This is a genomic window from Nocardia sp. CC201C (assembly GCF_030010695.1).
GTDB lineage: Bacteria > Actinomycetota > Actinomycetes > Mycobacteriales > Mycobacteriaceae > Nocardia > Nocardia otitidiscaviarum.
Map to the genome: position 1 here is coordinate 1 of NZ_JASCXP010000185.1, position 13751 is coordinate 13751.

General features: G+C 67.5%; 13 protein-coding genes. 6 read left to right on the forward strand and 7 right to left on the reverse strand.

The features are described 5' to 3' along the window. Window positions 1–177: 177 nt before the first annotated feature. A complete protein-coding gene (locus QK444_RS19755) occupies window positions 178–741 on the forward strand; it encodes a dTDP-4-dehydrorhamnose 3,5-epimerase family protein (protein WP_282782414.1) in 564 nt (187 codons plus the stop codon). On the opposite strand, the gene QK444_RS19760 is transcribed toward QK444_RS19755, so the two are convergent. Genes QK444_RS19760 through QK444_RS19775 form a run of 4 tightly spaced genes read right to left on the reverse strand, consistent with a single transcriptional unit; the run spans window position 716 to window position 4426 of the window. Next, complete coding sequence (locus QK444_RS19760) at window positions 716–1753, reverse strand: SDR family oxidoreductase (protein ID WP_282782417.1); 1038 nt, start codon at window positions 1751–1753, stop codon at window positions 716–718. The genes QK444_RS19755 and QK444_RS19760 overlap by 26 nt on opposite strands. Further along, complete coding sequence (locus tag QK444_RS19765; RefSeq protein WP_282782434.1) at window positions 1753–2397, reverse strand: PIG-L family deacetylase; 645 nt, start codon at window positions 2395–2397, stop codon at window positions 1753–1755. Before QK444_RS19765 ends, QK444_RS19760 begins: the two co-directional genes overlap by 1 nt. Continuing rightward, window positions 2394–3176 carry a sugar phosphate nucleotidyltransferase gene (locus QK444_RS19770; protein WP_282782420.1) on the reverse strand — a complete coding sequence of 261 codons (783 nt, stop codon included), beginning with the start codon at window positions 3174–3176 and terminating at the stop codon, window positions 2394–2396. Before QK444_RS19770 ends, QK444_RS19765 begins: the two co-directional genes overlap by 4 nt. 5 nt (window positions 3177–3181) lie before the next feature. Beyond that, window positions 3182–4426, reverse strand: a complete 1245-nt coding sequence (locus tag QK444_RS19775) for a class I SAM-dependent methyltransferase (RefSeq protein WP_282782421.1) — start codon at window positions 4424–4426, stop codon at window positions 3182–3184. 524 nt (window positions 4427–4950) lie between these two features. On the opposite strand from QK444_RS19775, the gene QK444_RS19780 reads away from it, so the two are divergent. The 3 genes from QK444_RS19780 (at window position 4951) to QK444_RS19790 (ending at window position 8550) form a co-directional block, all read left to right on the forward strand. Beyond that, complete coding sequence (locus tag QK444_RS19780; protein ID WP_282782423.1) at window positions 4951–6459, forward strand: sugar transferase; 1509 nt, start codon at window positions 4951–4953, stop codon at window positions 6457–6459. Between the two features lie 89 nt (window positions 6460–6548). After that, the gene (locus QK444_RS19785; protein WP_282782425.1) at window positions 6549–7775 is read left to right on the forward strand and encodes a cytochrome P450; all 1227 of its coding nucleotides are present in this window, start codon (window positions 6549–6551) and stop codon (window positions 7773–7775) included. A gap of 46 nt (window positions 7776–7821) precedes the next feature. After that, window positions 7822–8550, forward strand: a complete 729-nt coding sequence (locus tag QK444_RS19790) for a TetR/AcrR family transcriptional regulator (RefSeq protein ID WP_282782427.1) — start codon at window positions 7822–7824, stop codon at window positions 8548–8550. A 51-nt stretch (window positions 8551–8601) separates the two neighbouring features. Here the strand turns inward: QK444_RS19790 and QK444_RS19795 are convergent, their stop codons facing one another. After that, window positions 8602–8808, reverse strand: coding sequence for a DUF397 domain-containing protein (locus QK444_RS19795; RefSeq protein WP_143980700.1), 207 nt, complete (start codon window positions 8806–8808; stop codon window positions 8602–8604). Further along, window positions 8798–9685 (reverse strand): helix-turn-helix transcriptional regulator, encoded by an 888-nt coding sequence (locus QK444_RS19800; RefSeq protein ID WP_029930647.1) that lies wholly within the window; start codon window positions 9683–9685, stop codon window positions 8798–8800. Before QK444_RS19800 ends, QK444_RS19795 begins: the two co-directional genes overlap by 11 nt. A 180-nt stretch (window positions 9686–9865) precedes the next feature. Between QK444_RS19800 and QK444_RS19805 the strand changes: the two genes are divergently transcribed. Beyond that, a complete protein-coding gene (locus QK444_RS19805; protein WP_282782430.1) occupies window positions 9866–10051 on the forward strand; it encodes a hypothetical protein in 186 nt (61 codons plus the stop codon). 118 nt (window positions 10052–10169) lie between these two features. On the opposite strand, the gene QK444_RS19810 is transcribed toward QK444_RS19805, so the two are convergent. Then, window positions 10170–11636, reverse strand: a complete 1467-nt coding sequence (locus QK444_RS19810; RefSeq protein ID WP_282782432.1) for a threonine/serine exporter family protein — start codon at window positions 11634–11636, stop codon at window positions 10170–10172. Between the two features lie 68 nt (window positions 11637–11704). On the opposite strand from QK444_RS19810, the gene QK444_RS19815 reads away from it, so the two are divergent. Next, window positions 11705–13633 (forward strand): acyl-CoA dehydrogenase, encoded by a 1929-nt coding sequence (locus tag QK444_RS19815; protein WP_282782433.1) that lies wholly within the window; start codon window positions 11705–11707, stop codon window positions 13631–13633. Window positions 13634–13751 lie beyond the last annotated feature (118 nt).

Sequence of the window (13751 nt, forward strand, 5' to 3'; positions counted from 1 at the left end):
CCGCGCACAGGTCCATGGCCAGCGGATGGCCGGACTCGTCGGCCTCCGGTGTCGCCGCCAGCATCGGAAAGTCGTCCGCGGCGGGCATTTTCCCGAGATCGAGGACCCGGGCCAACTCCGTGCCCCCACAACCGCGACACCCGCGCGCCGTCGCCGTCCTCATGGCACCATGGCCCGGTGCGCATCGAACCGACCGAACTCGCCGACGTGCTGGTGCTGACCCCCGAGCCGCACCGGGACGACCGCGGGCTGTTCACCCGCACCCTCGACGCCGCGGAATTCGACGAGTACCTGGGCGTACCCGGTGCGGCGGCGTCGTTCGTGCAGGACTCGCAGTCCCGCTCGGTGCTGGGCGTGGTGCGCGGGATGCACGGGCGATCCGGGCGCGGTGAGGCCAAGCTGGTGCGCTGTGCGCACGGGGCCGTGCACGATGTGCTGGTGGATATCCGGCCGGACTCGCCGACCTTCGGGCGACAACAGGCATTCCTCCTGGACGACAATGAGTTTCGGCACCTCTACGTACCGCCCGGCTTCCTGCACGGCTTCCAGGCGCTCACCGCGGTGGCCGACGTCTGCTACCGCATCGACCGGCCGCACGATCCGAGCGAGGATCTCGGCGTGGCCTACCACGATCCGGACCTGGCCATCGCGTGGCCGCGGCCGGTGACCGTGGTCTCCGGCCGGGACGCCGCCGCGGGATCCTGGCGGGACCTGCTCACCCATCTGCCGCCCCGATCCTGATCCGCCGCAGTTCGTCGTCGAGCGCACCGGCCGCGATCAGCGACTTCAGCCGCGCCAGCCGCGTGAAGGCGGCGAAGAACCGCTCCTCGGTGAGGCCGTGGCGCAGATACTCGGTGTAGAGCTCGGCCGCGCCGCCGGGAATGCGCCACTGCGCCTCGAAGCCCAATTCCCGTCGGGCATAGGAGAAGTCGACCCGGTAGGAGCGCGGATCGCCGCCGCTCTCACCGGTGATGACCAAGCGCGATCCGGGCACCACGTCCACCACGGCCCCGGCGATCTCGGCGACCGTGCGGTTGTTGGCCTCGGAACCCACGTTGTAGGCCCGGCAGTGGATGGCCTCCACGGGCGCGGTCAGGCAGGTGGCGAAGGCGCGTGCGATGTCCTGGGCGTGCACCAGCGGCCGCCACGGCGTGCCGTCGGAGAGCACCTTCACCTCACCGGTGAGCACCGCGTAACCGACCAGGTTGTTGAGCACGATATCGGCGCGCAGCCGCGGCGAGAAACCGAACGCCGTCGCATTGCGCAGGAACACCGGCGAGAAGCCGGAGTCGGCCAGCGCCGCCACATCGTCCTCGACCCGGACCTTGGATTCGGCGTACGGGGTGATCGGGCGCAGGGGCGCGGTCTCGGTCACCAGGCCGTCCCCGGCGGCCCCGTACACCGAACACGTGGAGGCGTACAGGAAACGGCGCACCCCGGCCTGTTTCGCCGACTCCGCCAATCGCACCGAGGCGTGATGGTTGATGTCATAGGTGATGCTCGGGGCCAGCGCGCCGAGCGGATCGTTGGACAGCGCGGCCAGATGGATCACCGCGTCGAATCCGGCCAGCTGCGCCGCGGTCACGTCGCGTAGGTCGACCGCGAGCCCCGGCGGATCCTGCGGGGCATCGCCGAGGACGCAGTCGGCGAAGAAGCCGCTGTCCAGGCCCACCACCTCGTGTCCCTCGGCCCGCAGCACCGGCACCATGACGGTGCCCAGGTAGCCCTGATGTCCGGTGACGAGTACACGCATTACGCACCTCCGAAAGTGATGGCCGCCTTCTCCAGCACGAATGCCTCCGCGTGCGGGGCGCGGCACTGCACGCCCCGCAGCCGGGACAGTCCGAGAAAGGACAGTTCGTCGAACCAGTCCCGATCCCGCTGGGACGGATAATGTTTCATGAGCAGCTCCGCCTTCCGCTCGGCCACCTCGGCCGAGAGTGGGTGGAAGACAGTGGGTTTGGGAGTGTCGGTCTCCCACTTGAGGATCTCGTAGCCCAGCACCAGATGGTCGCGGAACTCGGTGGGGGCCAGTTCGGCCAGCAACCGATGGTCCTGATGGGCGTCTTCGCGCTGCGGGGCGAAGACCACGTCGGGATCGCCACCGCGCCGCAGCCGGGCCACCGCCTCCTTGACCCGCTCCCAGTGCGCGGGGGCGCGGCCGTCCGGGACGTCGAGCACCTCCAACTCGAGATCGGTGCCAGGGCAGAATGATTCGAGGGCGTCCTGTTCCTCGCGGGCCCGGTCGGTGCCGGCCCCGCTCAGTACCAGCGCGCGCACCCGCAGTCCGCGCCGGGCCAGGGTCAGCAGGGTGCCGCCCAGGCCGATGGCGAGGTCGTCGCAGTGCGCGGCCAGCAGTGCGATCTCACGGACCGACCCGGTATCGAGCCGGATCATGAGGCGGGCCGCTCCCACACCATCCACGGGCGGTCGCCCTGGTGGTATCCGGCATCGAGTTCGGCGCGCTCCTTGAAGGTGTCGGCCGGTTTCCAGAAGCCGTGATGCTGATACCCGAACAGCCGGCCCTGCGCGGCCAGCGCGCCGCAGGCGTCCTCCACCAGATCGCCGTTGCGCGGCAGGTGCTCGAAGACCTCCTGGGTGAGCACGAAGTACCCGCCGTTCTCCCAGATGGGCAGGTGCGAGACCGGGGTGATGTTCTTGACCTCGCCCGCCGAGTTCACATCCACGCAGTGGAAGGAGGACTGCGGGGGCACGATCATCATCGACGCCGCCGCACCGGACTGCTGGAACCTCGTGATCACCTCGTCCAGCGGCGCGTCGGTGAGTACGTCGGCGTAGTTGGCCAGGAAGTAGTGCTCACCCTCGAGATGTTTGCGCACCCGCCGCAGGCGTTCACCGATGGGCGACTCCACGCCGGTGTCGACGAAGGTGATGGACCAGTCGCTGATATCGGACTGGAGCAACTCCACCCGGCCGCCGCGGATGACGAAATCGTTGGACACCGACTCCTGGTAGGTCAGGAAGAAGTTCTTGATGTGGGTGGCGCCGTAGCCCAGGCACAGGATGAAATCCTTGTGCCCGAAGTGCGCGTAGTAGCGCATGACGTGCCAGATCAGCGGGCGCGGGCCCACCATCTGCATGGGCTTGGGCAGTACGTCCTCGGAGCCGTTGCGCATGCGCATGCCGTAGCCGCCGCAGAAGAGCACAACCTTCATCTCGCTTACCTCTCGGAGTGATCCAGCGCGGCCACGGTCGTGTGCAGTTCCGGCAGCGGGTAGACGAGCTGTCCGCCCCAGTCGGTGACATGGCGCAGTTGCGCGGTGATCTCGGTTTCCAGATTCCAGGGCAGCACCAGCACCACGTCCGGGCGATCGGCGTCGATGCGCTCGGGGGGATGGATCGGGATGCGGGTGCCGGGCGTGAACCGCCCATGCTTGTAGGGATTGCGATCCACGGTGTAGGCCAGCAGATCGCTGCGGATGCCGCAGTAGTTGAGCAGGGTGTTGCCCTTGCCGGGCGCGCCGTAGCCGACCACCCGCTTGCCCGCGGCGCGGCAGTCGAGCAGAAAGCGCAGCAGATCCTGGCGCACCCGTTCGGTGCGCGGTCGTAGCTCGAGGTAGCCCGCGACGGTGTGCAGGCCCGCGTCGGCCTCTCGCCGCAGCACCTCGGCGACCCGCTCGCCCGGACTCGCCACCGCTTCGGGTCGCGCCCAGAGCCGCAATGAACCACCATGGGTGGTAAGCAGTTCCACGTCCACGACGGTGAGCCCGGCGGTCGCCAGGGCGCGCTGCGCGGACAGCACGGTGTAGTACTGGAAGTGTTCGTGATAGATGGTGTCGAATTGACCATGGGTGACCAGCTCGAGCGCATGGTGGACCTCGATGGACAGCCAGCCGTCGTCGGCGAGCAACTCCCGCAGGGCGCGGGTGAACCCGCGCAGGTCCGGGATGTGCGCGTAGACGTTGTTGGCCACCACGAGATCGGCCGGACCGTGTTCGGCGCGCACCTTGGCCGCCAAATCCTCGTCGAGGAAGCCGGTGCGGGTCGGCACGCCCTTCGCGCGGGCGGCCGCGCCGACATTCACCGAGGGTTCGATGCCGAGGCAGTCGATGCCGGCCGCCACCGCGTGCTGGAGCAGGTAGCCGTCGTTGGAGGCCACCTCGACCACGAAGGAGCCGGGGCCCAGCCCGAGTCGTTCGGTCGCCGCCGCCACGAAGTCGCGGGCGTGACGCACCCAGCTGTCGGAGTACGAGGAGTAGTACGCGTACTCGGTGAAGGTGTCCTCCGGCGTGATGAGCGCCGGGATCTGCAGTAGCAGACAGTCTTCGCACAGCCGCAGATGCAGCGGGAAGGTCGGCTCGGGAAGATCGAGTTCAGCCGCCGTCAAGAACTTCTCACAGGGCGGAGTGGCTCCGAGATCGAGCACACTGACCAATCTTTCGGAGTCACACAAACGACATTGCACGCAGATTCCCCACCTTTCACCGACACCGGCGACCGGCTACGCCCGATCTGCCCAGAGGGTCGGCTCGATCCGTCGTTACGTTACAACAGGATCGAGGGTGTCCGAGTGTTTGTTCAGAGGGCTTGTGGGTTATTAGGGAGTAAATTTCTGCGGCCCGCAGAACCGAGCGTTCGGTCGGCAAACGTGGGAGTCGTGCAAATTAAGTGTTTCGCACTGATTTTCGGGTGATACGTCGCTTCTGACCTGCTTGTTCCACCGTTAGGGGAACAATAGGGGAATTCCAGGAAACCGGTCGCGCCGGTTCCCGCAAATTTTCGGATACATTGGTACCCATGCGGTTTCGGTGACCGCCGTGGGTGGGGTGTGTAACATTCGGCTTCTGGCCGCCGAAACAATCGGTGGCCTCATCGGTTGTCATGCAGTGAAAGCCCTTGGGGAACCGGCGTCAGTCCGTGTGGAGCCGAGTGGAACTGATCAGTGGGGATCGGGACCGAGTTCTCCCGTGGGGGAGGTGCATTCGTTTCATGAGTTTCGAGGTTTCCGCCGGGCGTGCGCCGCGTACGGCCCGGCCGCCGCGGCCCCTGCCACGCTCGGACAGAGAGCGCTGGCAAGACGACTATGTCCGCAGGCTGCGGTTCACCGATTTGCTATGCGTATGCCTGGCCGTCGGTGTGGCACAGGTGATTCGGTTCGGCGGACCCGCCGATCCGCCGCTGGCCGCCACTCTGCCGCTCGAGGTTCGCTACACCGTGGTGTCGGTGGTGCTCGCCCTGGCCTGGCATGCCGCGCTGGGCCTGAGCGGCGCTCGGTCGCCGCGCGTGATCGGTTCCGGCACAGAGGAATACCGGCGGTTGATCTCGGCGACACTGCGGCTGTTCGGCGTCATCGCCATCGTGTCGCTGGTGCTGCGCGTGGATATCGCCCGCGGCTATCTCGCCATCGCCCTTCCGCTCGGCGTGCTGACGCTGATGCTGCAACGGCGGCTGTGGCGGCGCTGGGTGTCGGGTCGCCGCGCCCGCGGCGGGTACCGGATCGGCGTACTCGTGGTCGGCAGCCGGGACGCGGCGCGGGCCATGGTGACCGCCTTCTCGCGCGATCCCAGCTCGGGCTACAACGTGATCGGCGTCTGCACCCCGCACGATGGCGAATTGCCCGATCCGGCATTGGAAGTCGGCGAGTTGGACATACCCGTGGTCGGCGACGACCGGTCGGTGCTGGACGCGGTGCGGCGAACCGGCGCGGACACCGTCGCCGTCACCGCCACCGACAAGCTCGGCCCCGCCGACTTCCGCCGCATGGCCTGGGAGCTGGATCCGCTCGGCGTGGAGCTGATCGTCACGCCCGGCCTGGTGGATATGGCGGGCACCCGGCTCACCCACCGGCTGGTGGCCGATATGCCCATGCTGCACGTGGAGAAGCCGCGCTACGACCGCGCCAAGTCGATTCGCAAGGCGGTCTTCGACCTCTGCTTCGCGCTGACGGCCGTGGTGCTCATCGCCCCGGTGCTGGTGGCGATCGCGGTGGCCGTCAAGGTGGGCAGCCGCGGTCCGGTGTTCTACCTGTCCGAGCGGATCGGGCGGGACGGACGGCCGTTCCGCATGATCAAGTTCCGCAGCATGTACGTCGACGCCGACGCGCACATCCACGCGCTCATCGAAGCGAACGGCGGCAACCCGGTGTTCTTCAAGATGCGTGACGACCCGCGGATCACCCCCGTCGGGCGGTTCATTCGCAAGTACTCCCTCGACGAGCTGCCGCAGTTCTTCAATGTGCTCAGCGGTGAGATGAGCATCGTGGGGCCGCGTCCGCAGGTGCGGCGGGAGGTGGATTCCTACGACGGGGTCATGCGGCGGCGGTTGCTGGTCAAGCCGGGCGTCACCGGCCTGTGGCAGGTGAGCGGCCGGTCCGATCTGGCGCCCGAGGACGCCATGCGGCTCGACCTCTCCTATGTCGAGAACTGGTCCATGCTGCTGGATTTGCTGCTGGTCGCCAGGACGATCGGCGCGGTGACCAGGGGCGAGGGCGCGTACTGAGAATTCGGTGAACGGTATTTACTAATACCCGTTCACAAATCGGGTGTGGTGTGGTTCACTCCTTGGGAACGTGTTCCAGAGGAGGTTCCGTGTCCGCGCCGTCCATCCCCGCAGGCTTCGATTTCACCGACCCCGAGCTGTTCGCCCGGCGACTGCCCATCGAGGAGTTCGCCGAACTCCGCAAGACCGCGCCCATCTGGTGGAACCCGCAGCCCGACGGGGTCAGCGGGTTCGACACCGGTGGCTACTGGGTGGTCACCAAGCTCGACGACATCAAGGAGATCTCGAAGCGCTCCGACATCTTCTCCTCGGAGGAGAACACCGCCGTCATCCGCTTCAACTCCGACATCACCCGCGACGAGATCGAGATCCAGCGGCACCTGCTGCTGAACCAGGATCCGCCGCGCCACACCAAGCTGCGCCGCATCATCTCCAAGGGCTTCACCCCGCGCGCGGTGGAGTCGCTGCGCGCCGCCCTGCGGGAGCGCGCCGAGCACATCGTGCACGAGGCCAAGAAGACCGGCGGCGGCGACTTCGTCGAGCAGGTCGCCTGCGAACTCCCGCTGCAGGCCATCGCCGAACTCATCGGCGTGCCGCAGGAGGATCGCGGCAAGATCTTCCAGTGGACCAACCAGATGATCTCCTACGACGATCCCGAGTTCGAGGGCGATCACAAGATGGCCACCGCCGAGGTCATGGGTTACGCCTGGAACCTGGCCGAGGAGAAGAAGAAATGCCCGATGGACGACATCGTGACCACGCTGTTGCAGGCCGATGTCGAGGGTGAGGCGCTGGCCTCCGACGAATTCGCCTGGTTCGTCATCCTGCTCGCGGTCGCGGGCAACGAGACCACCCGCAACGCCATCACCCACGGCATGAAGGCGTTCGTCGACCACCCGGACCAGTGGGAGACCTATAAGGAGCAGCGCCCGCGCACCGCGCCCGACGAGATCGTGCGCTGGGCCACCCCGGTGGTGTCCTTCCAGCGCACCGCCCTCTCCGACACCGTGCTGAGCGGTATCGAGATCAAGAAGGGCCAGCGCGTCGGACTGTTCTACTCGGCCGCCAACTTCGACGAGGACCACTTCGACAATCCCTTCGAGTTCGACGTGCTGCGCACGAACAACCCACATGTCGGCTTCGGCGGTACCGGGACGCATTACTGTGTAGGTGCCAACCTGGCCCGGTTGGAGATCGACCTCATGTTCAACGCCATCGCCGATGTGATGCCGAACCTGCGCCAGATCTCCGAACCGGTCCGCCTGCGCTCGGGCTGGCTCAACGGCATCAAGAGCTGGCAGGTCGCCTACGAGTGAGCGGTCGGACCGCGCGCCCGGCCACCCGGTTCGATTGGGAGACAGCATGACCGACACGCGACGCCGCGGCCGGGTGCCCGCGGTCAGCGACGCCGACATCCGCCGCGTCGCGCGGTCACTGCTGGTCGACCAGGGGCCCGACGCGGTGACGCTGCGGGCGATCGCGCGGGAGCTGGGCATCACGGCTCCCGCGCTCTACCGCTACTACGAGAGCCGCGACGATCTGATCGCGGCGGTGCGCCTGGACGTGTGCGCGGATCTGGCCCGCGATATGGCGGGCGCGCTCGAGGGAGAACCCGACGACGCCATGGTGCGGTTCTTCGGCGTCTGCCGCGGTTTCCGGCGTTGGGCCCTCACCCATCCACGGGAGTTCACGCTGGTCTTCGCGTCTCCCGCCGGAGCCGGGGCGCCCAGTGCCATGCGGCAATTCGGTGAACCGGTCGGTCGCCTGTTTCTGGAGGCGGCGGGCCGCCTGCTCGCCGACTACGAGGTGGTCACCCCGCCCGTGGCGGCCATCCCCGCGGAACTGCGCGACGATCTGATCCGCTTCCAGACCGATCTGCTCGCGGTACTCGCCGAATCGGGCCAGAAATTCCCGGCCGAGAAGCTCGACCTGGGCGTCAGCTACGTGATGATCCAGTTCTGGGCCCGCCTGTACGGCCACGTCACCCTGGAAGCCTTCGGCAACTACCCCATCCACGTCACCCACCCGGACGTGCTCTTCGACGCCACCCTCGCCGATATCGGCCGCAGCATCGGCCTGCTGAAGGACTAGGAGAGGTACTCGGGGGCAAGGGATTCCCGAGTACCTCTCGTGGTACCGGGGTTACAGACGGTCGAACTCACCGGAACGGACGCCGGTGACGAAGGCATCCCAGGCGACGGGGGCGAAGATCAGGGCGGGGCCGGTCGGGTCCTTGGAGTCTCGGACGCCGACCGCGCCGTTTGCCAGGTGTGCGGTTTCGACGCACGCTTCCTGGTTCGCTGAGCGGGAACTCTTGAACCACCGTGCCGCGGACAGGTCATTGCTCACGCTGCTTGCTCCTTGCTGTGTGGGTTACCAGATCTCTGGTGTCGCTCTCATCCAACGCGACGCGTCGTATCTCTGCAATAGCCGCTCTGTACTGCTGAATCTCGTTGTCGCGGTCCAGGTATAGAGCGCCGGTGTATCCCTCCACGTAGACAACCGGGGGTTCGGTCCACTTGGTCTCCCGGTGCAGTGGGAACTCCAGGAATACGAAGTGGCCCACCTGTAGCCCGATCCAGCTGTCGACGCTGTAGGGGATTACCCGAATCGATACGTTTCGACGCCTGCCAATCTCCAGCAAGTGCGCGAGCTGGTCGGCCATCACTCCCGGCCCGCCCACCTGATGGTGCAGTGCGGACTCCGACAGCAGCACGTTCAGCTCGAAACCCGAATCATGCAGGCGCTGTTGTCGTTTGGTCATGAGTTCGACACGCCGCTCCACCTCGGCCGTGGGCATCTGCGGGTGGACGGTCCACACCATGGCGCGCCGGTAGTCGGCGGTCTGCACCATGCCGGGCAGCAGCGTGAGCTGAAACATGGTGAGGCGCTTGGCCGCTTCCTCCAGACCCATGTACAGGTCGAAGTGACCGGGCACGGCGTCACCGTAGGAATGCCACCATCCGGTTCGCTTGGTTTCTGCTACGAGTCCCAGCAACGCCGCCGTATCGTCGTCGGAGGCCCCGTAGAGCACGCACAGGGCACGGATGTAGATGTCCTTGAGCTTCACCGACTGCCCGCCCTCGAGTCGCCACATGGTCTGCGCGGACACCTCGATGGTGCGGCAGGCCGCGGCCACCGAAACGCCCGCGTCCTCGCGCAGGCGGCGCAGCTGTCGGCCCAGCATGCGGCGGGGAACTGTGGAGCCGGAACCACCTTCGGTCATTAGCGAACCTCATGAGGGTGTGCGATTTTGGAATGATTTTCGCAGCGGGATTGGAAGACCGCGGAAGTCTTCGCCAATGTCCGACACCGAAATCTTCCAGCACGCGACACCGCGGTGTCTACTGGAAGTGTGCCCACGGACCGGCAACCCGTCAGACACGAAAGAGAAGGGGCGACAAGGATGTACGGCATTCCGCCGACCGACCACAGCGCCGTGCCCGTCATGACCGTGGGCTACGCCCACCTCATCATGCAGACCCATATCGACTGCCCCAGTCTGGCCTGCCCGGTGAAACGCCAGGCCAAGTCCCGTTTGGTGGAGGCCAAACACCTGATACCGGCGGGTGCGCCGTCCGCGCCCGCCTGATCCGCCCGAACCTCCCGCCCCGGCCGCGGTCGACGTGAAAAGGCCGGGTGGGCAAGGAAATACCCCCGGAGCACGATCCTGTCGTCAGATCGGTCGTACGGCTCCGGGGGTTTTCGGGTCAGGCCACCGGACGCCGCGGTCGGATGCGCGGGCGGCGAATGGTGCCGAAACGCTGCAGAATTCGCGGTTGCCGGAGCGAACGGGCGAACCATTCACCGAGGGTGACACCGGCCGCGAGGGCGCCGCCGATGGCGAAGGCGGTGAACAACTGGTTGAGACCGAACACATGCTGATCGTTGAGCAGCGAATGCAGGCCGCGGTAGACCTTGAGGCCCGGCAGCAGCGGTGTGATACCGGCTACCGCGATGACCAGGGGCGGGGTCAGGGCACGACGTGCGACCAGCCCACCGGCCAGGCCCACCACGATGGCCGCGGCACCCGACGAGATGATCGGCCCGAAACCCGAGTTCTGGACGAGGAGGTAGCAGATGGTCGCCGCAGCGCCGCTGAAGGCTGCGGCGGTGAGTGCCCGGCGTTCGGCGTAGCACGCCAGCGAGAAGGCTACGGAGGCGATCGCGCCCGCCGCGAGTTTGAGCGGCCAGTTGGTGATATCGCGGGTCGCGGTCGTATCGATCGCCGGAACCGTCGCGCCCAGGATCTCGGCCAAGCGCAGCGCCAGCACGATGCCGCCGATGATGCCGCAGGTCATCATGATGACCTCGAGCATGCGGGCCGCCGCCGTGATGGGTGCGCCGGTGATCGCGTCCTCGACCGAGCCGACCAGTTGTAGGCCGGCGAGCAGCACCGCGATCCCCGCGGCGATGATCAGGGACGGATCCATCCTGAGGTGCCCGGCGTAGGTGGCTACGGCGATCGCGGGGATCGCCGCGATGAAGCCGCCCACCATGTGCTGGAAGAAGAAGGGCAGGTTCTTGCGGTTCAGAATCCGGTTGGTGCGGTCGATGGCGGTGGTGGCGGCGAAGCTCAGTACGCAGACCAGCCAACCGCCGCCCAGCAGCAGCCCGATCGCCGCCGCCATGAGCGCCCAGCCGAAGGTGGAGACCCACCGTTTGTAGGGGTGCGGCGCGGTGGTGATGGCCTCGAGCGCCGCCAGGGCCTCCTCCGGCGGCACCAGTTCCCGGCGGATGCGCCGGGTCAGCCGGTCCACGGCGGCGAGCCGGGTGAAGTCCAGCGACCGATAGTGCACCACCCGCATGGTGCTGGCGGGCGGCAGCTTCGGGCCGCGATCGACGGAGATGCGGATGGAGTTGTAGGTGACGTCGACGTCGATCTGGGACAGGCCGTAGGTGGCGGCGATGAATTCGATCTGCGTCGTGGTGTCCATGACGCTGGTGCCCGCCGCGAGCACGACCTCGCCCACCCGCTCGGCCAGGTCGAGCACCTCGGTGACGCTGGCGTCGTCGGTGAGATCGATCGGCTGCAGTGGCGAGGGCGCCTCGACCACGGCGTCGACGGTGGCGATCCGGTCGGCGAGCAGGCGATCTATCGCCGCCGCGAACCGGCGCTGCCACCAGGCGGTGCGCACGGGCGCATCCTCCGCTCTGGTTGCCAGATCGTTGCTCATGATGGAGAAAAGTACACGGTGCGGTAGATCACCCAGTCGAGCGTAACCGCCACAGTAGGGTGGCGAATATGGCGACCGACGACGATCGGACAGTGGACGAACTACGCGCGGCCCTGGACGGCCCCTGGCGAGAGGTACGCGAGAAGGCACGCGAACACCTCGACGACGATCGGCTCTACGGCGATCCCGCCCTCGATATGCGGGCCGCCCGTGCCCGCGTGCTGGACCAGATGCGCCTGGTCTCGACCTTCGGCTGGGCCGAGAAGGGCTTCCGGCTCGAACACGGCGGCGGCAACGATCCCGGCGGGGCGGTCACCGCCCTGGAGATGCTGGCCTACACCGACCTGTCCCTGTGGGTGAAATGCGGTGTGCAGTGGGGGCTTTTCGGCGGTGCGGTGGAGAACCTGGGCACCGAGCGGCACAAGACCTACGTCGAACAGCTCATCACCCTGGACCTGCTCGGCTGCTTCGCCATGACCGAAACCGGTCACGGCAGCGATGTGGCCAATCTGCTGACCACCGCCACCTACGATCCGGCGACGCAGGAGTTCGTGGTGCACAGCCCGACTCCCGCCGCCCGCAAGGACTACATCGGCGGGGCGGCCGAACACGCCCGCATGGCAGCGGTTTTCGCGCAGCTGATCACCGGCGGTGAGAGCCGGGGCGTGCACTGCTTCCTGGTGCCCATCCGCGACGACCAGGGCAACGACCTGCCCGGCGTGACCACCTCCGACTGCGGCCTCAAGGGCGGCCTGCCCGGCGTCGACAACGGCCGGATCATGTTCGACCAGGTGCGGATTCCGCGCGAGAACCTGCTCAACCGGTATGCCGACGTGGCGCCGGACGGCACCTACCACTCCGACATCGAGAATCCGAGCCGCCGCTTCTTCACCACCCTGGGCACGCTGGTGCGCGGCCGGGTGAGCGTGGGCGGCGCGGCGGCGGCCGGTGCGCGGGTGGCGCTGAGCATCGCGGTGCGCTACGCCGAGCGGCGTCGCCAGTTCGACGATCCGGATACCGGCGAGGAGACCCTGCTGCTGGACTACCGCAGCCATCAGCGCCGCCTGCTGCCGCTGCTGGCGCGGTCCTACGCGCTGGCCTTCGCACAGAACGACCTGGTGCGGCGCATGCATCTGGTGCAGACCGGACAGGACGTCGATCCGGGCGCGCAGCGCGCGCTGGAGAAGCGCGCGGCCGGACTCAAGGTCGCGCAGACCCGGCACGCCACTCGCGCCATCCAGGAGTGCCGCGAAGCCTGCGGCGGAGCGGGTTACCTGACCGAGAACCGACTGGTCACCCTGAAGGCCGACACCGACGTGTTCACCACCTTCGAGGGTGACAACGTGGTGCTCACCCAACTGGTGGCCAAGGAGTTGCTCACCGCCTACTCCGATGAGGTGCGCGATCTCGACGCGCTGGGCTGGGTGCGCTTCGCCGCTACCATGACCCGCGACGTGGTGCGCGACGTGACCGGGGTGCGCCAGCTCATCCAGCGCCTGCGCGACCGCTCCGACCAGGGCGTCGACGACGGTGACCTGGCCCGCCGCGACGTGCAGCTGCAGCTGTTCGCCGATCGCGAGGATTACCTGACCCGCACGGCCGCGCACCGGCTGCGGGCGCGTGCCGCGGACACCGGACCGTTCGAGGCGTTCAACAATGCCCAGGACCACATTCTGGCGGCGGGCACCGCGCATATCGACCGCATCGTGCTGGAGGCGTTCATCGAGGGCATCGCCGCCATCGAGGACGAACAGGCCCGCGCGCTCGCCGATTCGGTGTGCGATCTGTTCGTGTACACCGTGCTGGAGGAGAACCAGGCGTGGTTCATCATGCACCGCTTCATGTCGGTGGAGCGGGCCAAGGCGGTGCGCCGCGGGGTGAACGAACTGGTCGACCGGCTGCGGCCGCACGCGACCACCCTGGTGGGCGGCCTCGGGGTGCCCGAGTACATGCTGCGCGCCGCCATGCTCACCGATCCGGCGGCGGTATCGAACTGAGCCGGACCGCGGATCATCGTGCGCTGAGTCGGATTGTGCGCTGAGTCGGATTGTGCGCTGAGTCGGATTGTGCGCGGAGCCGGGTTGTGCGCGGAGTCTGATCGTGCATGCGGCCAGC

Coding starts and splice junctions, on each gene's coding strand:
- QK444_RS19760 (WP_282782417.1), bottom strand. CDS start 1,753: ATGCGTGTACTCGTCACCGGACATCAGGGCTACCTGGGCACCGTCATG.
- QK444_RS19765 (WP_282782434.1), bottom strand. CDS start 2,397: ATGATCCGGCTCGATACCGGGTCGGTCCGTGAGATCGCACTGCTGGCC.
- QK444_RS19770 (WP_282782420.1), bottom strand. CDS start 3,176: ATGAAGGTTGTGCTCTTCTGCGGCGGCTACGGCATGCGCATGCGCAAC.
- QK444_RS19780 (WP_282782423.1), top strand. CDS start 4,951: ATGAGTTTCGAGGTTTCCGCCGGGCGTGCGCCGCGTACGGCCCGGCCG.
- QK444_RS19790 (WP_282782427.1), top strand. CDS start 7,822: ATGACCGACACGCGACGCCGCGGCCGGGTGCCCGCGGTCAGCGACGCC.
- QK444_RS19800 (WP_029930647.1), bottom strand. CDS start 9,685: ATGACCGAAGGTGGTTCCGGCTCCACAGTTCCCCGCCGCATGCTGGGC.
- QK444_RS19805 (WP_282782430.1), top strand. CDS start 9,866: ATGTACGGCATTCCGCCGACCGACCACAGCGCCGTGCCCGTCATGACC.
- QK444_RS19810 (WP_282782432.1), bottom strand. CDS start 11,636: ATGAGCAACGATCTGGCAACCAGAGCGGAGGATGCGCCCGTGCGCACC.
- QK444_RS19815 (WP_282782433.1), top strand. CDS start 11,705: ATGGCGACCGACGACGATCGGACAGTGGACGAACTACGCGCGGCCCTG.